Genomic DNA, 21782 nt, shown 5'->3' on the forward strand with positions numbered 1-21782 from the left:
ACATGTTCTTTCGCAAATCGAGCAGTTTTTTCGACGGCACCGGCGGTGGCGCCACCGAGGCGCGCGTGCCGGCGGCCTATGCCCGGCAGGTCCTCTGGCTGCCCGGAATCGGGGATATCTTCGCCGATTTCTCGGCCGACAGCACCTTCGGCCGGTTCGAATTCCACGATTGGGCGAAGGGCCAGTGGACCGTTGTCTTCGGCCACCCGCAGGCAAACTCGGCTGTCTGCGCGACCGAAATCGCCGAGTTCGCCGCCGCCCAGGATGACTTTGACCGACGCAACGTCAGGTTGCTTGGCGTCACCCAGAGCGACATCCAGACCGAGTCGGCCTGGATCGCCGATATCGAGGGCACCTTCGACGTCTCGGTGGTCTTTCCCGTGGTCGCCGACGAGGGCGGCAAGCTGGCGCGGCTGATGGGGATGTTCCACCCCAACTCGGTGCGCCCCTTGCCGGTGCGCAAGACCTTCATCCTGGACGAGACCATGCGCATCCGGGCGATTTTCGAGTATCCCAACGCCATCGGCCGCAGCACGCACGAGATTCTGCGCGTCATCGACGGGATGCAGATCGTGGACCGCGACGGCCTCTATGCGCCCGCCAACTGGGAGCCGGGCAACACCATGGTCGTCCCGCCCACGATGAGCGACGAAGAGGCCGAGACGGGCTTCGCCGGTCGTTGGCTACGCGTGAACGCCTACCTGCGGACGGCCGTGCCCGGACGCCGCCGCTAGGTCATCCCAGGTAGATCTGCCCCGAGGGGTAGCGGACGCGCGGCGTGACGCGCGTGGCCAGGAAGAAGCCAAGCGCCAGCGGACCGACCCGGCCCGCGAACATCAAGACCATGATGACCGCGCGGCCCCAGCCGTCGAGCTCGCCCGTGGCGCCGAGCGACAGGCCCACGGTGCCGAAGGCCGATGCGATCTCGAACAGGGCCAGCTTGAAATCGATTTCGGTGCTGAGCGTCAGCGCGAAGAAGCTGGTGAAGATCAGCAGCGTACTGATGGTGGTCAGCGCCATGACCTTCTGAACTTCGTCCGTGCCGATGGACCGGCCGAACGCGGTCAGTTGCGTGCTGCGGCGGAAGAAGGCGATCACGCCCATCAGCAACACGAGCACGGTGGTCACCTTGATCCCGCCCGCGGTCGAGGCCGAGCCGCCCCCCACGATCATCAGCCCGATGGTCAGCAGCGTCGTGCTGTCGCGCATGGCGGCGGTGTCGACGCTGTTGAACCCGGCGGTGCGTGGCGTGACGGCCTGGAACCAGCCGGCCAGCACCCGGTCGCCCAAGGAGTCCAGTCCGCCCAGCGTGTCGGGGTTCGTCCATTCGAGCATCGTGAACAGCAGGAAGGACGCGGCGATCAGGATCGCGCTGCCCGCGAGCATCAGCTTGGAATGCAGAGACAGCGCGCGCCAGGACCTCCTGCGCCAGACTTCCGACAGGACGACGAAGCCCAGCCCCGAGACCACGAACATCAGCGAGATCACGAGGGTCACCACCGGGTCGCCGACGTAGTCGATCAGCGAGTTCGAGAAGGTCGAGAAGCCCGCGTTGTTGAAGGCCGAGACCGAGTGGAAAACGGCGTCCCACAGGCCGGGGCCCCAGCCCTCCTGCGGGACGAAGCGCGTGGCGAGCAGGGCCGCCCCGACCAGCTCGGCCCCCAGCGCGACGCCGAAGATCGTGCGGACCAGCGGGCCAAGGTCGGACACCGAGGTCTGGTTCACCTCCTCGCGCAGGATCATCTGCGAGGGCAGGCCGATGGGAACGCCCAGCGCCGAGAGCAGAAGCACGGTGAACGCCATGAGGCCCAGGCCGCCCAGCTGGATCAGGATGGCGATGACGATCTGCCCGAACAGCGTGAAGTCGGACCCGGTATCGACCACCACCAGGCCCGTCACGGTGACGGCCGACACGGCGGTGAAAAGCGCATCGCCGAAACCCACGGCATCGTGGTGCGAGATCGGCAGCCACAGCACCAAGGCGCCGAGCGAGATGAAGACGGCGTAGATCGCGGTCAGGATACCCGGCGGCGGCGTCGCGCGGAGCCAGGCCTGGAGCGTCCGCGTCATAGGCTGGAGGTGAACGCGCGCAGATCGGCCCGGAGGCCCAGGAGCAGCAGCCGGTCATCGCATTCCAGCGTGGTGTTGTCCCCCTCGGTTCCGAGATAGTCGGTCCCGCGCATGACACCGAGACAGCGCAGGTCGAACTTGGACAGGTTCAGATCGCCCAGCGATTCGCCGTTCAGCGCGTCCGGGATGATCAGGTTGACCACGTAGAACCCGTTGCCCAGCGTCACGAAATCCCGCACCAGCGGGTTGTTCATCATCTGCGCGACCTGGTTGCCCACGTCGACCTCGGGGTGGATCACGCGCTCGACCCCCAGGCGCGACAGGATGCGGTGATGGGTCTTGGACGTGGCCTTGGCCCAGATCGTTTCGACCCCGATCACCTTGAGGTTCATGGTGGCCAGCACGCTGGCCTCGAGGTCGTGGCCCATGGAAACAAGCGCCGCGTCGCATTCGCCGACGCCCGCCTCGCGCAGGGCCGCCTCGTCGCGCACGTCGAGGATCAGAGCTTGGTCCAGCTTGTCGGCCATGGCGTTGACGACCTTGTCGTCGCCGTCGATGCCGATGACGTAGTTCTCGAAGCGGGCAAGTTCGGTCGCGACCGTCGCGCCGAAATTTCCCAGCCCGAGCACGGCGAAACTGCCTTTCTTCTCGGCCATGGTTCCCAGCCCTTCATTCGGTTGGGAAGAAGGGTATCGCGGGCGCGGGGGAAGTCGAGGCCGCGCCGCATCAAGATTTGCGCCGGGACCGCGCTAGTCGCCGCCCTTCAGCAGCGCGGCGAGCCCGTCGCGGTAGGTCGGGTGGATTAGCTTCACCCCCAGTTCCGACTTGATGCGGTCGTTCCGCACGCGCTTGCTTTCGGCGTAGAAGCTGCGCGCCATGGGGGTCATGTCGGCGTCGTCGAAGGCGATCGCCGGGGGGCGCGGCACGCCCAGCAAGTCGGCGGCGTGGGCGATCACGTCCTCGGGCGGGGCCGGGTCGTCGTCGCAGAGATTGTAGACCGCGCCGGGATTGGGGCGGTCGATCGAGGCCGCGAGCACCTGCGCGATGTCGTCCACGTGGATGCGGCTGAACACCTGTCCGGGCTTGACGATCCGCCGCGCGGTGCCCGCGCGCACCTTGGCGAAGGGGCCGCGGCCGGGGCCGTAGATCCCCGCAAGCCGGAAGATTTGCAGCGGCAGGCCGGTGTCCCGGGCGAGGTCCTGCCACGCCGTTTCGGCCGCGACGCGGGCCACGCCGCGCCGGGTCGAGGGCGTCAGCGCCGTGTCCTCGTCCACCCAGCCGCCGCCGTGGTCGCCGTATACCCCCGTGGTCGACAGGTAGCCCACCCACAGCAGGTGCGGCGCGGCCTGCGCGATGGCGTCGCGGGCGACGGCCAGCGTGGGGTCGGTGCCATCGTCCGGCCCGGCCGAGATCAGCAGATGCGTGGCGCGCGCCAGCGCGGGCCCCGGGTCGTCGCCGGGAAAGATCATCGGCGTGACGCCGGTGGCCGCGATTGCGCCGGCCTTGTCGGCGCTGCGCGTGGTGCCGGTGATGCGCCAGCCACGCTTCAGCAGGATCGGCGCGAGCGCGCGGGCGGAAAAGCCGTGACCGAAGGACAGGAGGTTCATGGGAACGGCGTAGACGGGCGGTGGGCCCTGATCAAGCCCGGGCCGTGGCGCGGGGGGTGAGATGCGTGGGGGCTGCCTGCCCCCACACCCCCGGAGGTATTTGGGGAAAGATGAAGGGCGGGGGCGAGACCGTCTGGCGAGGCCCGGCCGGGCGGCCCGTTCGCGGATCAGTCGGTGAGCAGATGCAGCACGGCGCGCTCGGCGATGCGCAGGCCGCGCCGATCGGGCGCGGCGTCGGCCAGCGCGGCTCGGTCGTCCGGATCACAGTCGGTGAGGGCGATCGCGTCGGGGTGGATGTAGCTGTTGCGCGCGATGGTCGGCGTGTTGCCGAGCCGGTTGGCGGCGGCCTCGGCCATGGCCTTGATCGTCAGGCGGTCCTCTTTCAACGCGATCTCCATCGCGGCGGTGGTGCCGTTCCAGGTCCGGAAGGTCTTGGCGGTGAATCCGTCCTGCCCGGTGATGTCGTGCAGAAGCTCGTTCACCTGGGTCGACGTGACCTCGTGCGCCGCGCCCGCGTCGTCGAGCCAGGTGACCAGCGTCGCGCCGGGCAGGTCGTCAAGCTGGTGGAGCACCTGCGCCAGGCGCTTGTCGCGCAGGCTGCGCTTTATGGTGGCGCCGCCCTTGCCGGGATAGCGGAGCTTCAGCGCGTCGGGGCCGAGCTGGACGTGCCGGGGCCGCAGCGTGGTGGCGCCGTAGGTGCCGTTCTCCTCGGCGTAGTCGCGGTTGCCCACGCGCAAGGACAGCCGGTCGATCATCGCCAGCACCGCCGCCGTGGCCACCGCGCGGTCGCCCGCCGCGCCTTGCAGGTCGCGCCGGATGCGCTGCCGGATCGCCGGCAGGGCCGCGCCGAACCCGGCGAGCGCGGAAGGCGGTCCATGCCGTGTGGTAGCGGTACTGCTTGCGGTCGCGGTCGTCGCGCCCGGTGGCCTGCAGGTGGCCGTCGGCGCGGGGGCAGATCCAGACATCGCCATAGGCGGGCGGCACGGCCAGCGCGTCCAGGCGCCGCCGCTCGGCCCGGTCGTCGATGCGGGTGCCGTCGGGCGCGGTGTAGGACCAGCCGCGCCCGGCCCGCCGCCGGGTGATGCCGGGCCGGGTGTCGGGGTAGTAGACCAGGTCGGGTACATCCTTCATCGTGCCCGTCAACACCCGCCCGGAACGCGCGGTTCCGCGCCGGCCTTGCTTGTGGGGAAGGGGCCTTTTCGCTAAGCCTCGCGCAACCCCCGAGGAGCCGCGATCCATGACAGAACCCCGCAGCCTGCCCATCGAAAGCCCCGAGGCGCCGCAGCCCCAGGCGTTCACCGATCCCGACGCGGCGGTCGCGCGCCTGAAGGAGCTGTACGACCAGGCGTCGCAGTTCCTGTGCGACCGGTTCACCGCCGCCATCGGGGGCGAAACGCCGCAGGCCCGCTACCGCGCGTTCTATCCCGAGATCCGGATGACGACGACGACCTACGGCACCACCGACAGCCGCCTGAGCTTCGGCCACGTGGCGGTGCCGGGGCGGTACTCCACCACGATCACCCGGCCGGACCTGTTCGCCAACTACCTGCGCCAGCAGCTGCGGTTCCTGCTGACGAACCAGGACGTGCCGGTCATCATCGGCGCGTCCGAGACGCCGATGCCGGTGCATTTCGCCGTGGCCAACAGCCCCGGCCTGACCGTGCCGCAGGAAGGCGCGGCGGATTTCGTGCTGCGCGACGTGTTCGACGTGCCCGATCTCAGCACCACCCACGACGCCATCGTGAGCGGTGAGGGCTTCACCTACGAGGACGGATCGGGGCCGCTGGCGCCCTTCACCGCGCAGCGCATCGACTATTCGCTGGCGCGCCTGTCCCATTACACCGCGACCGACGCCGAGCATTTCCAGAACCACGTGCTGTTCACGAACTACCAGTTCTACATCGAGGAGTTCGAGGCCTACGCCCGCCAGGCGCTGGCCGATCCCGACAGCGGCTATACCGCCTTCGTGGGGCCGGGCAACGTGGTGATCACCGACCCCGAGGCGCCGCTGCCCGCGCCCGCCAAGATGCCGCAGATGCCGACCTATCACCTCGTGCGCGACAAGGGGCAGGGCATCACCATGGTCAATATCGGCATCGGCCCGTCGAACGCGAAGACCGCGACCGACCACATCGCCGTGCTGCGCCCCCATGCCTGGCTGATGGTCGGCCACTGCGCGGGGCTGCGCAATTCGCAGCGGCTGGGCGATTTCGTGCTGGCCCACGGGTATCTGCGCGAGGATCACGTTCTGGACGACGACCTGCCGGTCTGGGTGCCGATCCCGGCGCTGGCCGAGATCCAGATCGCGCTGGAGGACGCTGTCGAGGCGGTGGCCGAGCTGGAAGGCTACGAGCTGAAGCGCATCATGCGGACGGGCACCGTGGCCACCATCGACAACCGCAACTGGGAGCTGCGCGACCAGTCCGGCCCGGTGCAGCGGCTGAGCCAGTCGCGCGCCATCGCCCTGGACATGGAGAGCGCCACCATCGCCGCCAACGGGTTCCGCTTCCGCGTGCCTTACGGCACGCTTCTGTGCGTCAGCGACAAGCCGCTGCACGGCGAGCTGAAGCTGCCCGGCATGGCGAGCGACTTCTACCGCACCCAGGTGGCGCGTCACCTGCTGATCGGCGTGCGCGCCATGGAGAACATCCGCGAGATGCCGCTGGAGCGGATCCATTCCCGCAAGCTGCGGTCCTTCGAGGAGACGGCGTTCCTGTGAGCGACGCGCCGGCGCCCGCCAAGGATGCGGCGCCGCGCCCGCTGGTGGCCGTGGCGATCATGGTGGTCGCCATGTCGCTGATCCCGGTGGGCGATGCCTTCAACAAGGCGGCCGCGAATGCGTCGGACCACGCGCCGGTCACGCTGGCCTGGTGGCGGTTCGCCGTGGGCACGGTGCTGGTGCTGCCCGTCGCGCTGGGACTGGCGCGGGACCGGCGGCCGCGGCGGGCGTTCCTGGCGGCGGCCGCGCTGCGCGGCGCGCTGATCGGGGGCGGCATCGTCTGCATCACCACCGCGCTGACGCAGGTGCCGCTGGCCGACGCCTTCGGCGCGTTCTTCATCGGCCCCTTCGTCGCCATGGCGCTGGCCCGCGTCGTGTTGGGCGAGCCGGTCGCACGCCGCGACTGGGCGGCGGCGGCCCTGGGATTTGCCGGGGTGCTGCTGGTGGTGCGACCGGGCGCGGACATGCAGCCGGGCGTCCTGTGGGCCGTGGGGGCGGGTTGCTTCTATGGCACCTACATCACCGTCACCCGGGCGACGGCGCATATCGGACGGCCGCTATCGCAGCTGGCGGGGCAGCTGGTGGCGGGGCTGATCCTGCTGTTGCCGCTGGCACTGGCCGATCCGGTGCCGCTCTGGCCGCAGGTGCCGGGATTGCTCCTGGGCTCGGGCGTGGCGTCGGGCACCGGCAACCTGCTGGCCATCGTGGCGCTGTCGCTGGGGGCCACGGGGCTGCTCGCACCGCTGATCTACACGCAATTGCTGGTGGCCGCGGCGCTGAGCGTGCTGATTTTCGGGGATCCGATCTCGGGCGTCGCGGCCCTGGGAATGGGTCTGATCGTACTTGCGGGGCTCAGCCGTGTGGTTTCGAGGGCCTGATTGCGCGTAATTTTCGTGTTATAGACGATTGTACCCCTTGTTTTCCTTGACCTGACAGCCCCTAGGCGTTGTGTTGATGCCATAGATGGCGGTTTATCCGCTGGACGACAGGCAAGAATGCACGAGGAGAGCACTGATGGCCACGAAACCGATGACGAAGACCCAGCTGGTGGCGGCCCTGGCCGAGAAGATGGGCAGCGACAAGAAATCCGCCAACGAGGCGCTGGAGGCGATGACCACCGTCATCACCGAGGAAGTGTCGAACGGCGGCGCCGTGACCCTGCCCGGCGTCGGCAAGATCTACTGCCGCGAGCGCCCCGAGCGCATGGTGCGCAACCCCGCCACCGGCGAGCAGATCAAGAAGGACGCCGACAAGGTGGTCAAGATGACCATCGCCAAGGCGCTGAAGGACAGCGTGAACGGCTGATGCCCCGCGGGGACCCGTGGGGGCCAGCCCCCACACCCCCGAGGTATTTCGGGAAAGATGAAGGGGGCGGGGCCGGTGGCCGCGCCCCTTTCCAGTTGCGGGGCGCGAGGCGATGGACAGCGGAGAAGGCGCCCGTCCGGACGACCGGCGTTGCCCGGCCGGGTGGGGCGCCATACGCTGCGGGGACCGGGAGCCGTCCGGGAGAGAGAGGTTCGCATGACAGCCTTCATCGTCGGCCGGATGATGATTCACAGCCGGGACTGGATGGACGAATACTTTTCCAGAATTCCCGACCTCGTGGCGCGGCACGGGGGCGCGTTCCGGGTGCGGGGTGGAGACCCGGTGGCCCTGGAGGGGGACGGCCCCCTGCCGGACGCCGCCTTCATCATCGAGTTTCCCGACCGCGCGCAGGCCCAGGCCTTCTGGGCGTCGGATGAATTTCAGGCGCTCGCTGTCCTGCGGCGGTCCGGGTCCACGCTGGAGGCCATTCTCGTCGACGGGGTGGCGTGACCCAGCTGGCTGCCGCTCCGGTCCGCCGACGGTCCGGGCGCGGCCCCGGCAGAATCCGGGTGCGCCGTTTCCCTGTTGCGCCCGCCGCCGAAGTGGAGACGGGCCGTGGCACGCGACTTGGACACCGGGCGGGGCCGCGTGCCGCTTTTTTTGGCTTGCAGGGCCGGCGGTCGGCGGTGAAAGGAAGGCATGGCGAAATCCACCCGCAAGAAGACCGCACGCCGGAGCGAGCCGAAGCTGAGCGCGGAGAAGGGCGGCGCGACGCGGCGCCGGCCGCGCGCGGTGCGCTGGCTGCTGCGTTGGGTCGTGCGGCTGGGGCTGGTGGCGGTGACGCTGCTCCTGCTGGCCGTGTCCCTGTTCGCCGTCTTCAACCCGCCCACCACCTGGTACATGGCGTCCGAGACGCGGCGGCTGGGCGCCGTCGACCATGAATGGGTGCCGCTGTCGGGCGTCGCGCCGGTCATGGCGCGCGCGGTCGTGGCGGCGGAGGACGCGAATTTCTGCACCCACTGGGGGTTCGATATCGCGGCCATCCGCAAGGCCATCGCCGAGGGCGGCGAGCGCGGCGCCTCGACCATCAGCCAGCAGGTGGTGAAGAACGTGTATCTCTGGCACGGGCGGTCGTGGCTGCGAAAGGCGCTGGAGGCCGCGATCACCCCGGTGATGGAGCTGGTCTGGCCCAAGGCGCGCATCGTCGAGGTCTACCTCAACGTGGCCGAGTTCGGCGAGGGCGTGTTCGGCATCGACGCCGCAGCCTACCGCTATTTCCGGGTGACGCCGGCCCAGCTTACCGCCGAGCAGGCGTCGCGGCTGGCCGCCATCCTGCCCGACCCCAAGGGGCGGTCGGCCTCGACCCCGTCGGATTTCGTGCTGCGGCGGGCGCGATCGATCCGCGACGGGGCGGCGACGATCGATGCCGACGGGCGGGCCGCCTGTTTCCAGTAGTGCCCCCACTGGACGCGGCGCCGCGATCAAGGCATTCATCCCCTACTCCCCCATTCGAACCCGAGGCTGCCATGTACCGCCTGTTCCACGTCCCGCTATCGCCGTTCTGCCGCAAGGTGCGGCTGGCCCTGGCCGAGAAGCGCATCGAGGTCGAGCTGGTCGAGGAGCGCTATTGGGAGCGGGATGCCGACTTCATGCGCCGCAACCCGGCGGGCAAGGTGCCGGTGCTGCGGGTGGACGGCGCGCACCTGTCGGAATCCATGGCGATCTGCGAGTTCCTGGAGGAAACCCACCCCGAGCCGGCGCTGCTGCCCGCCACCACCGAAGGCCGCTATGAGACGCGGCGTCTGGTGTCGTGGTTCGACGACAAGTTCTTCAACGAGGTGACGTCGAAGCTGCTGTACGAACGGGTGAACAAGAAGGTGATGAAGCAGGGCTACCCCGACAGCGCGGCAGTGAAGGCGGGGGCCAAAGCGATCAAGTTCCACCTGGATTACATGGCGTGGCTGCTGGACCAGCGGCGCTGGCTGGCGGGCGACCAGATGACCCTGGCCGATTTCGCCGCCGCCGCGCACCTGTCGTCGCTGGACTATATCTCGGACGTAGACTGGCGCCGATCCGAGACGGTCAAGGACTGGTACGCCAAGATCAAATCGCGCCCGGCCTTCCGCAGCATCCTGGCCGACCAGGTGCCGGGCTTTCCGCCGCCCGCGCATTATACCGACCTGGATTTCTGATGGCGGGCCGGACGCCCGAGTATTTGCAGACCAGTGATGAAGATGCCGCGATGAAGGCCGAACTGGCGGCGTTCGCGGCCGAGGCGGGCTTCGTGAAGATGGGCGTGTGCCGTCCCGACGCCATCCCTGAGGCGGCTGGCCGGCTGCGCGCGTTCCTGGACGACGGCCACCACGGGCAGATGGGCTGGATGGCCGAGCGCACCGGCTGGCGCGGCGACCCGGCCGCGCTGTGGCCCGCGGCGCGGTCGGTGGTGATGCTGGCCGAAAGCTATACCCCCGGGCACGACCCGCTGGAGGACCTGGAGGACGGCACCCGCGGGGCGGTCAGCGTCTATGCCCAGGGGCGCGATTACCACGACGTGGTGAAGAAGCGGCTGAAGCGGGTGGGCCGCTGGCTGCTGGACCGGGCGGGGGCGGGGGCCGAGATCAAGGTCTTCGTCGACACCGCGCCGGTGATGGAGAAGCCGCTGGCCCAGGCGGCGGGGCTGGGCTGGCAGGGCAAGCACACCAACCTGCTGGGCCGCGACCTGGGCAACTGGGTGTTTCTCGGCGCGATCTTCACCACCGTGGCGCTGCCGCCCGACCCGCCCGAGGCCGAGCATTGCGGCAGCTGCACCCGGTGCCTCGACATCTGCCCCACGGACGCCTTTCCCGCGCCCTTCCGGCTGGATGCGCGGCGCTGCATTTCCTACCTGACTATCGAGCATCGCGGTCCGGTGGACGAGGCGCTGCGCCCCGGGCTGGGCAACCGGATCTACGGGTGCGACGATTGCCTTGCGGTGTGCCCTTGGAACAAGTTCGCCACCGCCGCGCGCGACATGCGCCTGGCGCCGCAGCCGGGACGGCGCGCGCCGGATCTGGCGACGCTCGCCCGGCTGGACGACGCGGGGTTCCGGGCGATGTTCGCCGGATCGCCGATCAAGCGGATCGGGCGCGACCGCATGGTGCGCAACGTGTGCTACGCCATCGGCAACTCGGGCGCGCCGCACCTGTCGCAATCTGTGGCGCCGCTGACACAGGACCCCGATCCCGCCGTTGCCGATGCGGCCCGCTGGGCTAGGATGCGGCTGGCGCAGAACTGACCGGAGGACACCCGTGGCCCAACGCGGCTTGCTGCACAGGATCGCGATCAGGGCCGAGGCGTGGGTGGACCGGGTGCGACCGCGGCGGCGGCCCGAGGCCCCGGTGCTGGACGCCTATCGCGGATACGCCGTGCCGGGGGGCGTGGTCCTGCGCGGCCGCGTGCTGGGCAGCTTGCGCCGCACGACCCCCGACCCGGAGCAGAGCCGCTGGCAGAACGCGCGCGAGATGATCTCGCTGTTCCTGAGCAACGAGGTGGCCGGCGTCACCGTCCTGGCGCCCGACCACGGTGTCGCCGTTCAGAGCGACGAGGAAGGCTACGTCACGCTGGAGGTGCCGGTGAGCGGCGCGCCGCCCGGATGGTACGACGTGCCCCTGGAGATCGAGGGCCAGCCCGACAGCCGCAAGATGTTCCGCGCCATGATCCCGTCGCCGCAGGCGCGGCTGGGCGTGATTTCGGACATCGACGACACGATGATGCAGACCGGGGCCTATTCGCTCCTGCGCAACCTGTGGACCACCTTCACCGGATCGGCCGAGACGCGGCGGATCTTTCCGGATGCCATCGTCCTGATGGACTGGCTGACCAACCACGGGCGGAACCCGGTGTTCTACGTCAGCTCGAGCCCCTGGAACCTGCATGCCTTCCTCGAACGGGTGTTCGACCGGGCGGGGCTGGCCACCGGTCCGATGTTCCTGCGCGACCTGGGGATCAGCGAGACGCAGTTCATCTCGGGCACCCATGGCGACCACAAAGGCAGCGCTATCGACCGGATCATGGCGGCGAACCCGGGGCTGGATTTCGTGCTGCTGGGCGATACCGGCCAGCACGACGCCGAGGTCTACCTGGAGGCCGCGCATCGCCACGGCGGGCGCGTGCGCGCCGTGGCCCTGCGCGAGCCGGGGCCAGGACCCGACGATGCCAGCCGCGCGGCGATCGCGGCGCTGAAGCGGCAGGGGGTTAAGGTGGTCCATGACCGCGACTTCAGCGCGGCGGCGGATCGGCTGTCGGCGGCCGGCCTGGCGCCCTGAGCGGAATCAGTCGCTGCCGGCGCCGACGATCATCTCGGCGGCGCTGATCAGCAGGTTGTCCAGAGCGGCGCGGAATTCGTTCACCGACTGTACGTAGGCCGCGAGAAACAGTTCTGTTCGGGGCAGGGCCTGCACGATCTGTGGCGCGAGGTAATAGAGCAGCATGGCCAGCGCCGTCAGGAACAGCACGATCCCGAAGCCCAGCCGAAAGGCCGAGCCGGACCGTGCGGTCTGGCGGTCATTCTCGTCGTCGAAATCGTCGTCGAAGCTGTCGGACTGCTGCCGCGAGGTCGCGGTCAGGGTCGAATTGATCTGGTCGATGTCCGGCAGCAGGTCGCCGCGCGACGCCGCGGCCGTCCGGGCGCGGTCGTGCGTGTCGGGCGCCTCCTGGCGTCGGGTCGGGGCGGGATCATCCATCTCGTCGATGCTGTCGTTCCGGGTCGCGCGGTCGTCTTCGAGCGTGGCGGCGATGTCGGCGGCGACGGGGTCGTGGGGCTGCGTTTCCTCGCGATCGGGCCCCGTGTCCCAATCCTCGAGATAGGCGTCGTCGTCGTCCTTGTCGTCCGCGTCAGGCGCGCCGGCGTCGGCCTGTCCCGCCGGATCGCGGTCGTCCGGGCCCCAGGCGGTATCCCCGTCCGCCGGGGCCGTCTCGTCGGGCAGATCCACGGGCGCCGTCGCGGCCGGTTCACCCCAGTCCGCCTCGTCGTCGTAGTCTTCGGTCTCGACCGGGTCCGGCGCGGGCGGCGGCGCGGCCGCACCGCCGCGGCGTGCGGGCTCGGGCAAGCCCATCTCGGTCTGTTCCTCGACGGGCTGAGCGGCCGCGCGGCGGCGCTGTGCGGCCTCACGCTCGGCTTCTTCCCGCAGGATGGCGCGGGTTCGTTCGTCAAGCTCGCGCCGGCGGCGGCGCTGCTCGGTCCCGTCCTCGGGCGGCATGGCGTCGTCGGAGGGCGTGGCTGCGTCTGCGGGATCACGCGCGACCCCGTCAGGGCCGGCGAACCAGGTGTTCCCGCAATTCGAGCATTGCACGTCGCGGCCCTCGGAAGGGATGAGACCCGGGTCGATTTCGTACTGCGCCTCGCAATTCGGGCAGATCAGCCGCATCACGTTTACCTTTGTCACGGCGCCATTTTCGACTTCCGCTTGCCTGTGCTGAATTGTTAGCTGTGCCGCGAAGCAATTCAAACCCCTCGCGCAGTGTCCGGGGGTTTCACGCCGCACTGTGTGGCACCGCTGCCGGGATGAGGGACGTTTTGATCGAGCTTTCGGGCGTGAGCTATGGCTATGACGGGCGGCCATTGATCCAGGACCTGGACCTGGCCCTGGCACCGGGATCGTTTCATTTCCTCACCGGGCCGTCCGGGGCCGGAAAGACCACGTTGCTGAAGCTCTGCTATCTCGAGCTGACGCCGGACAAGGGCCAGATCTCGGCCTTCGGCAAGCCGGCGAAGCAGCTGGGCCGGGACGGGATCGCGCAGCTGCGCCGCCGCGTGGGCGTCGTGCACCAAGATTGCCGTTTCCTGGACCACCTTCCGCTGCTCGACAACATCGCGCTGCCGCTGGCGGCGTCGGGCCAGCCGATCGAGGCGCACGCCGCCGATATCTCGGCCCTGCTGGAATGGGTTGGGCTGGACGGCCGGGCCGATGCCCTGCCGCCACAATTGTCGGGGGGCGAGCGGCAGCGCGCTGCTCTGGCCCGCGCGCTGATCCTGTCGCCCGACGTGATCCTGGCAGACGAACCCACCGGCAATGTCGACTGGGAGATGTCGCTGCGCCTGCTGTCGTTGCTGGTTGAGCTGAACCGCATGGGAAAGGCGGTGCTGATCGCCACCCATGACCTGAACCTGATCCGGCAGGCCAAGTCGCAGGTGCAGGCCCGTGTGCTGCGCCTGCGGGCCGGGCGGCTGGACGTGGCGGGGGCGGACCTGTGAGCCGGATGGTGCCGATCCTCGGATTGCTGCGCGGCGACACCTCGGCCGACCGGGTGGTGCCGCCCACGGGCTTCACCGCGCGGCTGACCGTGTTCACGGCGGCGGCCATGGCCTTCCTCGCGGTCTTCGCGCTGGCGCTGTCGCTGGCCACCGCCCGGCTGGCCGACCGCTGGGGCACCGCGCTGGCGCAGGGGGCGACGATCCGCATCTCGGCCCCCGCCGAGCAGCGGGCGGCGCAGACCGAGGCGGTGCTGCGGATCCTGCGCGAGACCCCGGGCGTCGCGTCGGCCCGCGCGCTGGGCGAGGACGAGCAGCGCGCGCTGCTGGCGCCGTGGTTCGGCCCCGACCTGCCAGTCGAGACCCTGCCGATCCCGCAACTGGTCGAGGTGGTCGAGGACGGCCGCGGCTTCGACGCGCAGGGGGTGCGCCTGCGGCTGAGGGCCGAGGCGCCCGGCGCCGTGCTGGACGACCACAGCAGGTGGCGGCGTCCGCTGGTGCGCGCGGCGGATCGGCTGAACCTGCTGGGGCTGGGCGCACTGACGCTGATCGTGCTGACCATGGCCGCGATGATCACGCTGGCCGCCGGTGCCGCGCTGGCCGCCAATCGTCAAGTGATGGCGGTGCTGCGGCTGGTGGGCGCGCGCGACACCTACATCGCGCGGGCCTTCGTGCGGCGGTTCACCCTCCGCGCGGGGCTTGGCGCCGCGGTGGGCACGGCCCTGTCCATGGGTGCGGTGGCCGCGCTGCCGCGGATGGACGCCGCCGGCAGCTTCCTGACCGGGCTGGGCTTCTCCGGAGCGGGCTGGCTGCTGCCCTTGCTGATCCCGCCGCTTGCTGCTTTGATCGCGTTCTGGGCCACGCGATACGCCGCGATGAAAGCGTTGAAGGAGATTCCATGAACGCGCTCCAGTTCCTGCGCTCGCTGGCGTTCAACATCTACATGTACGCCTTCATGGCGGTTTTGGGGATCGTGTTCTTCCCGTGGGCCGCGTTCTCGTCGCGGGGCGCACGCACGGCCTGCACCATCTACGCCAACCACATCGTGCGGATGGCGGCGATCATGGTGGGCCTGAAATCCGAGGTGCGCGGTCCCGTTCCGCAGGGCGAGGTCATGGTCGCGGCCAAGCACCAGTCGTTCCTGGACATCCTGATCATCTTCGCCGCGCTGCCCCGGCCCAAGTTCATCATGAAGGCCGAGCTGATGTATGCCCCCGTGCTGGGCCAGTACGCTTATAGGCTCGGCTGTGTGCCGGTGAACCGGGGCAAGCGGGGCAAAGCCGTCGCCAAGATGCTGGAGGACGTGCAGCGCGGGCGGCGCGAGCCGGGGCAGCTTTGCATCTATCCGCAGGGCACGCGCGTGGCGCCGGGCGTCCCGGCCCCCTACAAGATCGGGACCCATGTCCTTTACGAACAGCTGGGGCAGGATTGCGTGCCCGTGGCGACCAACGTGGGCGTGTTCTGGCCCAAGCGCGGCGTCATGCGCCGCCCGGGCACCTGCGTGGTCGAGTTCCTCGAGCCGATCCAGCCGGGGCTGGGCCGCCGCGAGTTCATGAAGCAGCTCGAGGACTCGATCGAAGGGGCCTCGAACCGCCTGAACGACGAGGCGGGGTTCCTACCGCCGGCGGCCCGCACGGCGGACTGAGCCCCGGCGGGATTTGGTATACCAAGGCGGCGCGTTCGCTGTTAGCGTCCCGGCAATCGCATCAGGAGGACGCCATGACCGCCAAGACGCTTGCCATCGGCAACTACAACGACACCGACGCCGCCGCGCTGGAGCATGACCTGGACGCCAAGCGTGTCTCCAGCCTGGACGAGGCCCTGGCGCTGGACGACGCCGCGCGCGAGGCCGTGACCGCCATCGCCTACATGGGCCACGCGGCGTTCGGCGGCGACGCCATGGACGCGTTTCCGAACCTTGGCCTGATCGCGAATTTCGGCGTGGGCTACGACGCCATCGACGTGGACGCGGCGAGCGCCCGGGACATCGCGCTGACCAACACGCCGGACGTGCTGAACGACGACGTGGCCGACCTGGCCGTGGCCATGCTGCTGATGCAGGGGCGGCGGATGCGGCAGGGCGACGAGCTGGTCCGCTCGGGCCGCTGGGCCGACGGCGAAAGCTTTCCGCTGAACCGCAAGATGAGCGGCGCGAAGGTGGGTATCCTCGGGCTGGGCCGGATCGGGCACGACATCGCCAACCGATTGGCCGCGTTCAAGATGGACCTGCATTACTGGTCGCGCTCGGAAAAGGACACGCCCGGCTGGACCTACCACGCCGATCCCATGGATCTGGCCCGCGCGGTGGACGTGCTGGTCATCGCGCTGGTGGGCGGCCCCGAGACCGAGAACATGGTGAATGCCGCCATGCTGGACGCGCTGGGCAAGGACGGCGTGGTCATCAACATCTCGCGCGGGACGACCGTGGACGAGGGCGCGCTGCTGGACGCGCTTGAGGCCGGACGCATCGCCGGGGCCGGGCTGGACGTGTTCGTGGGCGAGCCGAAGGTCGATCCGCGCTTCTACAAGCTGGACCAGGTGGTCCTGCAGCCGCACCAGGGGTCCGGCACCGTCGAGACACGGGCCGCCATGGGTCAGCTGCAGCGTGACAACGTGGCCGCCTTCCACGAGGGCAAGCCGCTGCTGACCCGCGTGAACTAGCGCGTGGCGGGCGAGGGCGGCGGGGGGCCTCGCCGTTCCCGTTCACGGTGCCAGATATAGACGCCGGCCGCGATGATGATCAGGCCGCCCAGCAGCGTCCAGACGGTGGGCCAGGTGCCGAACACCAGGATCGAGGCGATGGCCGCCAGCACGATCTGGATGTAGATCATCGGCGCGAGGATCGACGCGTCCGCCAGCCGGTGCGCGTAGGTCGCGAAGATGTGGCTGGTGCCGCCGAAGATCCCGACGAGGCACAGCACCACGTAGCCGCCGACGCTGTCGGGCCACACCCAGACCGACCAGGCGAAGGGCAGCAGGACCAGCGTGGCGAGCCCCGAGGCCCAGACCTGCGAGGTCGCGTTGCTTTCGATCCCGGCCAGCATCCGCGTCATGATGAAGTAGAGCGAGGCCAGCGTCATCGCGAGCAGGTTCAGCAGCATCGCCGGGTGGAACTCGGCCCCCCAGGGCTGCATCACGACCAGCACGCCCAGGAAGCCCACGCAGACGGCCACCAGCCTGTGGATGCCCACCCGTTCGCCCAGGATCGGGATGGCGAGCAGCGTCACCGCGATGGGGCCCGAGAACATGATCGTCGTCGTCACCGTCAGCGGCAGGTATTGCAGCGCGGTGAAGTTGCACACGGTGCTGCCCATCAGGAACAGCGACCGCAGCGCCTGCCGTTTCGGCGCGTTGGACCGGATCGCGTCGCCCCCCTCGCGCGGGAGGAACATCACCAGCGCCTGCAGGAAATGCACCGCGTAACGCGCGAACACGACCTGGATCGCCGGTAGTCCCGCCAGCACCAGCCACTTGGCCGAGGTATCGATGCAGGTGAAGCCCAGCACGGCCAGGGCCATCATCCCGATGCCCAGGCCCAGCCGGTCTTCTCGGGCCGCCACCTCGTGATGAAGTGGCGGCTGATGAACGCTTGGCATCAGCCCACCGACCACCCGCCGTCGATGACATGGGCGTGCCCGGTGGTGAAGGCGCTCTCGTCCGAGCCCAGGTAGATCGCCAGCTTGGCGATTTCCTCGGGCGTGCCGACGCGGCCCATGGGCTGGCGGGCGATGAACTGCTTCTTCGCGGCCTCGTAGTCGCCGCTGTCCTCCCACCGCTGGTGCAGCGACGGGCTGTCCACGGTGCCGGGGCAGATGCAGTTGCAGCGCACGCCGGTGGTCACGTAGTCCAGCGCGACCGACTTGGTCATGGCGATGACCGCCGCCTTGGTCGCCGCATAGACGAAGCGGTTCGGCGCCGCGATGATCGAGCTGGCCACGGACGAGACGTTGATGATCGAGCCGCCGCCGCGTTCCACCATGCCCGGCAGCGCGGCCTGCATCCCGTGGAACTGCGTGCGGCAGTTCAGGTCGAACGCGAAGCCCCACTGTTCGTCCGTGCAGTCGGCGATGGTGCCGTTATGCACGAAGCCTGCGCAGTTCACCAGAATGTCGGGCTTGGCGACGGTGATCGCCTTTTGCAGCGCGTCCTTGTCGGTGGCGTCCAGCGCGAAGCTTTCGGCTGCCTTGATGTCCGACAGCAGGTCCCCCTTCAGGTCGGTGGCCACCACGTGCGCACCCTCGGCGGTCATCGCCTCGGCCACGGCGCGGCCGATGCCTTGCCCGGCCGCCGTGATGAAGGCGCGTTTTCCGTTCAGTCTCATGTTACTTGCTTTCCAGGTTCTTGGTCATCCAGTCCACCATCTCGGGGACGTTCAAATCGCCCGAGCCGCCATCGCGCGCCGCCCGAAGGGTGGCATCGGCGCAGCCGGCCATGCGGCTGTCGACGCCGAAGTTCTCGGCCATCTGCTTGTAGTAGCCCACGTCCTTGGCCGCGTTCGCGACCGAGAAGGCCAGGTCGATCTGCCCGTCGGTGGCATAGTTCTTGATGAAGTCCATCATGCCCGAGTGGTTCGGCCCCGCGGCCATCACGTCGTAGACCATCTGGCGCGGCACGCCGACCTTGTCCGAAACGGCGAAAACCTCGGACATGGCCATGGCGGTGGTCATGGCGAAGAAGTTGTTCATCAGCTTGATCTTGTGGCCGTTGCCCAGGTCGCCCAGGTGGAAGACGTTCTCGCCCAGGTCGTCGAGCACCGGCTTCACCTTGTCGTACGCGTCCTTGTCGCCCGCGCACATGATGTTCAGCTTACCGTCCACCGCGTGGGCGGGCGTGCGGCCCAGCGGCGCGTCCAGGTAGGCGGCGCCCTTCTCGGCCAGGTCGGCGCCGATCTTGGTGGTCGAGCTCGGCAGCGAGGTGCCGAAGTCGATGACCGTCTGCCCGGATTTCGTTCCGGCCAAGACGCCGTCGTCGCCGTAGATGCGCGATTCGACATGGTCAGACGTGCCCATGCACAGCATCACGATGTCCGAGCCTTCGGCCAGTTCGCGGGCCGACGCGGCCTCGGTCGCGCCGCGCGAAATGGCTTCCTCGATCCCGCTGCGGTCGCGGTTGCCCAGTGCGATGACGGGATAGCCGGCCTTCTGCAGGCATTCGACCATGGCGCGGCCCATCAGCCCCAGCCCGATGAATCCGATAGTTGGCTTGCTCATGCTTTCTTCCTTTCGTGATCGTCAGGCGCAGGCCGGGCTGTCGCCCGTCCAGCGATGAATCGGGATGTGCGGTTGCGGCGCGAGCCGGGCGCGCGTGTCCAGCCACATCTGCCGCCACGTGGACCAATCCCCCAGGACCGCGTTCGGGTCCCTGGCCGAGCGGGCGACGAATTCGGGGAAATGCGACCGCCCCGTGGGCTGGCCGGTGACGTTGTAGCGGATGTCGAAGCTCCACCGGAACCGGTCCGAGCGGTTGTCGAGCGATGCGTGCGGCGTCAGCGGGTGGAAGATCACCGCGCCGCCGGCCTTCACCGGCAGGGGGATCGCCCTGGATTCGTCCAGGAAGCCGTCCGCGATGGCGGTCTGGCGCTTGGGGCAGTGCGGGTACATCTGCGGCCGGCCCGGCACGACCTGCAGGCAGCCGTTCTCGACGGTAGCATCTTCGACCGCGATCCAGACGGTGACCATCCGCGTGTCGTCGCCGTCCTCGTGCGCGACGGCGCGGTCCTGGTGCCAGTCGGTCTGCATCAGGTGGGCGCGCGTCTCGGTCTCGCGGATATTCGGCGCGGGCGGCTTCAGGCGGACGTGCTGGATCGGGTTCGACGTGATCTCGGGGCCGATCAGGTCCTCGACCAGGTCCAGAAGCCGCGGGTCGGTCACCATGTCGAAGACCGCCGGACCGTTATGGAAGGGCGTGTCGGCGTGGATCTTGTCGCCGGGCAGCGAGATGTCCATCGGCTGAAACCAGTCGCAGCCGGCGTGGTACGAGGTCAGCAGCTTCTGCCAGAAATCGGCGCCGTTGGCGGGCGGCACCAGCCCCTGCGCGTGCCAGTCATCGTAAAGACGGTCGAGCAGGTCGACATATTCGCGGCGCACGGCCTCGAGGGCGGCCGGCGACACCGCGTTCTCGACGACCAGGTAGCCGTCGGATTCGAATTTCGCGATCTGGGTGTCCGTGAGGTGGAGGGGCATGGCCTCGCTCCTTGAAATGCAGAAATGGAAGCGTGCGCCGCCCCGGGGACCGGGACGGCGCGCGGTCACGTCAGAGGAATAGCGTGACGATGGGCGGATACATCAACAGGACCGACAGCGCGCAGAGTTGCAGCGCGATGAAGGGCAGGAACCCCTTGAAGATGTCGGTCAGCTCGATCCCCGGAGGCGCCACCGATTTCAGGTAGAACGCGGCCGGCCCGAAGGGCGGCGACAGGAAACTGACCTGCATGTTCATACAGAAAACCACGCCGAACCAGATCGGGATGTAGCGCGCGTCGATGCTCGCGAAGAAGCCGATCTCTTCGGCGGGCAGTTTCGTCACGATGGGCAGGAACACCGGCATGATCAGCAGCACGATCCCGATCCAGTCCATGAACATCCCCATGATGAGGAAGATGAACATCATGATCAGGATGATCCCCATGGTGGGCAGGTCCGCCCCGGTGATCAGGTTCGCCACGTAGGTCGGTCCGCCGGCCAGCGTGTAGGCGGCCGCCAGAGCCGCGGCGCCGATGGTGACCCAGATGATCGTGCCCGTGGACTTCAGCGTGCGCATCAGGCTGTCCCACACGATGATGAACGTCATCTCGCGCCGGAAGAGGCCGATCACGAAGACGGCGATCACGCCCATGCCCGCGGCCTCGGTGATGCCGGTGATGCCGCCGTAGATGCTGCCCAGAACCACGCCGATGACGACGATGGGCGCGACAAGGCCCTTGCCCATGTTCCACCCGCGCAATGTGCGTTCGCGGCCCACCACGAAGAAGATGGTGGCCAGCGCGATCGCGAAGGCGCCGATCAGGTAGGGAAAGTCGCTGACCATGCCCAGCAGGATCGGATCCTCGCCCTCGCGCGGGACGTTCGCCCCGGTGAGCGTGAAGAACAGCGCCCGGATGATCAGCACGCCCACGACCCAGCACGCCATCCGCGCGAGGAAGCCCAGGAACATCAGGGCCTTTTCGCTGCCCTCGGGGGCGTCGGGCTCGGGCTCGGGCAAGGGCGCCATCGACGGGCTTATGCGGGTGCGCACAACGATGTAGATGATGAAGAACGACGCCAGCATGAAGCCCGGCAGGAAGGAGGCGGTGAACAGCGCCTTGATCGAGGTTTCCGTCACCAGCCCGTAGAAGATCAGAACGATCGAGGGCGGGATCATGGTGCCGAGGCTCCCGCTCGCGCAGATGGTGCCGATGGCGAGGTTCTGGTTGTAGCCCAGCCGCAGCATCTGCGGCAGCGCGATCAGGCCCAGCAGCACGACCTCTCCGCCGATGATGCCCGACATGGCGGCCATGATGACGGCCATGATCGAGGTCACGATGGCGATGCCGCCCCGGGTCCGCGCCAGCCACACGTTCAGGGACGAATACATGTCGCGCGCGATGCCGCATCGCTCCAGGAGGGCCGCCATGAAGATGAAGAGCGGGATCGAGATGAGGACGTAGTTCGTCATCTGCCGGTACACGGCCTGCGCCAGCACCGACAGGGGCCCGCGGCCGAAGGTGTTGAACAGCAGGTCCACGTCGAACTTGAGGATCAGCGTGACCACCGCCAGGAAGGCCGAGGCGAAGCCCAGGGGCATCCCGATGGCCAGCAGCGCGAACATGGCCAGCAGGATGATCAGGCTGAGGGTTCCGATATCTACCATTTTG

General features: G+C 68.9%; 23 protein-coding genes and 1 pseudogene. 13 read left to right on the forward strand and 11 right to left on the reverse strand.

All coding sequences use genetic code 11. The features are described 5' to 3' along the window. Positions 1-2: 2 nt before the first annotated feature. A complete protein-coding gene (locus BMX96_RS09015) occupies positions 3-734 on the forward strand; it encodes a redoxin domain-containing protein (protein WP_091845179.1) in 732 nt (243 codons plus the stop codon). A 1-nt stretch (position 735) separates the two neighbouring features. On the opposite strand, the gene BMX96_RS09020 is transcribed toward BMX96_RS09015, so the two are convergent. The 5 genes and pseudogenes from BMX96_RS09020 to BMX96_RS20130 form a co-directional block, all read right to left on the reverse strand. Beyond that, entirely contained in the window at positions 736-2070 is a 1335-nt protein-coding gene (locus BMX96_RS09020; protein ID WP_091845180.1) for a TrkH family potassium uptake protein, read from the reverse strand. Beyond that, a complete protein-coding gene (locus tag BMX96_RS09025) occupies positions 2067-2726 on the reverse strand; it encodes a potassium channel family protein (RefSeq protein ID WP_073127346.1) in 660 nt (219 codons plus the stop codon). The genes BMX96_RS09020 and BMX96_RS09025 overlap by 4 nt, the downstream gene beginning before the upstream one ends. A 93-nt stretch (positions 2727-2819) precedes the next feature. Continuing rightward, the gene (locus BMX96_RS09030) at positions 2820-3677 is read right to left on the reverse strand and encodes an SDR family oxidoreductase (RefSeq protein WP_091845181.1); all 858 of its coding nucleotides are present in this window, start codon (positions 3675-3677) and stop codon (positions 2820-2822) included. Between the two features lie 167 nt (positions 3678-3844). Further along, positions 3845-4642 (reverse strand): DNA topoisomerase IB, encoded by a 798-nt coding sequence (locus tag BMX96_RS09035; protein WP_330220636.1) that lies wholly within the window; start codon positions 4640-4642, stop codon positions 3845-3847. A 7-nt stretch (positions 4643-4649) separates the two neighbouring features. Then, positions 4650-4940: pseudogene (locus tag BMX96_RS20130) on the reverse strand (hypothetical protein); the annotation flags it as partial. Here BMX96_RS20130 and BMX96_RS09040 point away from each other — a divergent pair. From BMX96_RS09040 to BMX96_RS09075, 8 genes are all read left to right on the forward strand, one after another. Then, positions 4915-6396 (forward strand): AMP nucleosidase, encoded by a 1482-nt coding sequence (locus tag BMX96_RS09040; protein WP_091845182.1) that lies wholly within the window; start codon positions 4915-4917, stop codon positions 6394-6396. The pseudogene BMX96_RS20130 and the gene BMX96_RS09040 overlap by 26 nt on opposite strands. Further along, the gene (locus BMX96_RS09045; RefSeq protein WP_091845183.1) at positions 6393-7274 is read left to right on the forward strand and encodes a DMT family transporter; all 882 of its coding nucleotides are present in this window, start codon (positions 6393-6395) and stop codon (positions 7272-7274) included. The genes BMX96_RS09040 and BMX96_RS09045 overlap by 4 nt, the downstream gene beginning before the upstream one ends. Positions 7275-7410: 136 nt before the next feature. Further along, on the forward strand, positions 7411-7701 hold the full coding sequence (locus BMX96_RS09050; RefSeq protein ID WP_073127354.1) for an HU family DNA-binding protein: 291 nt from the start codon (positions 7411-7413) through the stop codon (positions 7699-7701). Positions 7702-7917: 216 nt separating this feature from the next. Further along, positions 7918-8211: a DUF1330 domain-containing protein gene (locus BMX96_RS19620; RefSeq protein ID WP_175481696.1), complete on the forward strand. Its 294-nt coding sequence runs from the start codon at positions 7918-7920 to the stop codon at positions 8209-8211. Positions 8212-8400: 189 nt separating this feature from the next. After that, positions 8401-9156, forward strand: a complete 756-nt coding sequence (gene mtgA, locus BMX96_RS09060; protein ID WP_091845185.1) for a monofunctional biosynthetic peptidoglycan transglycosylase — start codon at positions 8401-8403, stop codon at positions 9154-9156. A 71-nt stretch (positions 9157-9227) separates the two neighbouring features. Then, positions 9228-9893 carry an FtsZ-binding protein FzlA gene (gene fzlA / locus BMX96_RS09065; protein ID WP_091845186.1) on the forward strand — a complete coding sequence of 222 codons (666 nt, stop codon included), beginning with the start codon at positions 9228-9230 and terminating at the stop codon, positions 9891-9893. A gap of 50 nt (positions 9894-9943) precedes the next feature. Further along, positions 9944-10975: a tRNA epoxyqueuosine(34) reductase QueG gene (gene queG / locus BMX96_RS09070; RefSeq protein WP_091845262.1), complete on the forward strand. Its 1032-nt coding sequence runs from the start codon at positions 9944-9946 to the stop codon at positions 10973-10975. A gap of 13 nt (positions 10976-10988) precedes the next feature. Continuing rightward, positions 10989-12005 carry an App1 family protein phosphatidate phosphatase gene (locus BMX96_RS09075; protein ID WP_175481697.1) on the forward strand — a complete coding sequence of 339 codons (1017 nt, stop codon included), beginning with the start codon at positions 10989-10991 and terminating at the stop codon, positions 12003-12005. Between the two features lie 6 nt (positions 12006-12011). Here BMX96_RS09075 and BMX96_RS09080 read toward each other — a convergent pair whose 3' ends face one another. Then, positions 12012-13124 carry a zinc-ribbon domain-containing protein gene (locus BMX96_RS09080; RefSeq protein WP_214606838.1) on the reverse strand — a complete coding sequence of 371 codons (1113 nt, stop codon included), beginning with the start codon at positions 13122-13124 and terminating at the stop codon, positions 12012-12014. A gap of 131 nt (positions 13125-13255) precedes the next feature. Here BMX96_RS09080 and BMX96_RS09085 point away from each other — a divergent pair, with 131 nt between their 5' ends. The 4 genes from BMX96_RS09085 to BMX96_RS09100 all read left to right on the forward strand — a co-directional run bounded on the left by BMX96_RS09085 (position 13256) and on the right by BMX96_RS09100 (position 16591). Continuing rightward, positions 13256-13933: a cell division ATP-binding protein FtsE gene (locus BMX96_RS09085; RefSeq protein WP_091845188.1), complete on the forward strand. Its 678-nt coding sequence runs from the start codon at positions 13256-13258 to the stop codon at positions 13931-13933. 5 nt (positions 13934-13938) lie between these two features. Continuing rightward, positions 13939-14832 carry a cell division protein FtsX gene (locus BMX96_RS09090; protein ID WP_091845189.1) on the forward strand — a complete coding sequence of 298 codons (894 nt, stop codon included), beginning with the start codon at positions 13939-13941 and terminating at the stop codon, positions 14830-14832. Then, a complete protein-coding gene (locus BMX96_RS09095; protein WP_236737014.1) occupies positions 14829-15575 on the forward strand; it encodes a lysophospholipid acyltransferase family protein in 747 nt (248 codons plus the stop codon). The genes BMX96_RS09090 and BMX96_RS09095 overlap by 4 nt, the downstream gene beginning before the upstream one ends. Positions 15576-15649: 74 nt before the next feature. Next, a complete protein-coding gene (locus BMX96_RS09100; protein WP_091845190.1) occupies positions 15650-16591 on the forward strand; it encodes a 2-hydroxyacid dehydrogenase in 942 nt (313 codons plus the stop codon). On the opposite strand, the gene BMX96_RS09105 is transcribed toward BMX96_RS09100, so the two are convergent. From BMX96_RS09105 to BMX96_RS09125, 5 genes are all read right to left on the reverse strand, one after another. Next, complete coding sequence (locus BMX96_RS09105) at positions 16588-17526, reverse strand: DMT family transporter (protein WP_091845265.1); 939 nt, start codon at positions 17524-17526, stop codon at positions 16588-16590. The genes BMX96_RS09100 and BMX96_RS09105 overlap by 4 nt on opposite strands. Continuing rightward, the gene (locus tag BMX96_RS09110; protein ID WP_091845191.1) at positions 17526-18251 is read right to left on the reverse strand and encodes an SDR family oxidoreductase; all 726 of its coding nucleotides are present in this window, start codon (positions 18249-18251) and stop codon (positions 17526-17528) included. Before BMX96_RS09110 ends, BMX96_RS09105 begins: the two co-directional genes overlap by 1 nt. A 1-nt stretch (position 18252) precedes the next feature. Then, positions 18253-19140, reverse strand: coding sequence for an NAD(P)-dependent oxidoreductase (locus tag BMX96_RS09115; RefSeq protein WP_091845192.1), 888 nt, complete (start codon positions 19138-19140; stop codon positions 18253-18255). Positions 19141-19161: 21 nt separating this feature from the next. Next, positions 19162-20112 (reverse strand): phytanoyl-CoA dioxygenase family protein, encoded by a 951-nt coding sequence (locus BMX96_RS09120; protein WP_091845193.1) that lies wholly within the window; start codon positions 20110-20112, stop codon positions 19162-19164. 70 nt (positions 20113-20182) lie between these two features. Further along, positions 20183-21778: a TRAP transporter large permease gene (locus BMX96_RS09125; protein ID WP_091845194.1), complete on the reverse strand. Its 1596-nt coding sequence runs from the start codon at positions 21776-21778 to the stop codon at positions 20183-20185. Between the last annotated feature and the right edge of the window lie 4 nt (positions 21779-21782).

This window comes from Palleronia pelagia (assembly GCF_900110115.1).
In the GTDB taxonomy this organism is placed as follows: Bacteria; Pseudomonadota; Alphaproteobacteria; order Rhodobacterales; family Rhodobacteraceae; genus Palleronia; species Palleronia pelagia.

Bases quoted from the DNA above. Each gene is read 5' to 3' on its own strand.
- BMX96_RS09015 (WP_091845179.1), top strand. From the start codon at position 3: ATGTTCTTTCGCAAATCGAGCAGTTTTTTCGACGGCACCGGCGGTGGC.
- BMX96_RS09020 (WP_091845180.1), bottom strand. From the start codon at position 2,070: ATGACGCGGACGCTCCAGGCCTGGCTCCGCGCGACGCCGCCGCCGGGT.
- BMX96_RS09025 (WP_073127346.1), bottom strand. From the start codon at position 2,726: ATGGCCGAGAAGAAAGGCAGTTTCGCCGTGCTCGGGCTGGGAAATTTC.
- BMX96_RS09030 (WP_091845181.1), bottom strand. From the start codon at position 3,677: ATGAACCTCCTGTCCTTCGGTCACGGCTTTTCCGCCCGCGCGCTCGCG.
- BMX96_RS09035 (WP_330220636.1), bottom strand. From the start codon at position 4,642: ATGTCTGGATCTGCCCCCGCGCCGACGGCCACCTGCAGGCCACCGGGC.
- BMX96_RS09040 (WP_091845182.1), top strand. From the start codon at position 4,915: ATGACAGAACCCCGCAGCCTGCCCATCGAAAGCCCCGAGGCGCCGCAG.
- BMX96_RS09050 (WP_073127354.1), top strand. From the start codon at position 7,411: ATGGCCACGAAACCGATGACGAAGACCCAGCTGGTGGCGGCCCTGGCC.
- BMX96_RS19620 (WP_175481696.1), top strand. From the start codon at position 7,918: ATGACAGCCTTCATCGTCGGCCGGATGATGATTCACAGCCGGGACTGG.
- mtgA (WP_091845185.1), top strand. From the start codon at position 8,401: ATGGCGAAATCCACCCGCAAGAAGACCGCACGCCGGAGCGAGCCGAAG.
- fzlA (WP_091845186.1), top strand. From the start codon at position 9,228: ATGTACCGCCTGTTCCACGTCCCGCTATCGCCGTTCTGCCGCAAGGTG.
- queG (WP_091845262.1), top strand. From the start codon at position 9,944: ATGAAGGCCGAACTGGCGGCGTTCGCGGCCGAGGCGGGCTTCGTGAAG.
- BMX96_RS09090 (WP_091845189.1), top strand. From the start codon at position 13,939: ATGGTGCCGATCCTCGGATTGCTGCGCGGCGACACCTCGGCCGACCGG.
- BMX96_RS09095 (WP_236737014.1), top strand. From the start codon at position 14,829: ATGAACGCGCTCCAGTTCCTGCGCTCGCTGGCGTTCAACATCTACATG.
- BMX96_RS09100 (WP_091845190.1), top strand. From the start codon at position 15,650: ATGACCGCCAAGACGCTTGCCATCGGCAACTACAACGACACCGACGCC.
- BMX96_RS09105 (WP_091845265.1), bottom strand. From the start codon at position 17,526: ATGCCAAGCGTTCATCAGCCGCCACTTCATCACGAGGTGGCGGCCCGA.
- BMX96_RS09110 (WP_091845191.1), bottom strand. From the start codon at position 18,251: ATGAGACTGAACGGAAAACGCGCCTTCATCACGGCGGCCGGGCAAGGC.
- BMX96_RS09115 (WP_091845192.1), bottom strand. From the start codon at position 19,140: ATGAGCAAGCCAACTATCGGATTCATCGGGCTGGGGCTGATGGGCCGC.
- BMX96_RS09120 (WP_091845193.1), bottom strand. From the start codon at position 20,112: ATGCCCCTCCACCTCACGGACACCCAGATCGCGAAATTCGAATCCGAC.
- BMX96_RS09125 (WP_091845194.1), bottom strand. From the start codon at position 21,778: ATGGTAGATATCGGAACCCTCAGCCTGATCATCCTGCTGGCCATGTTC.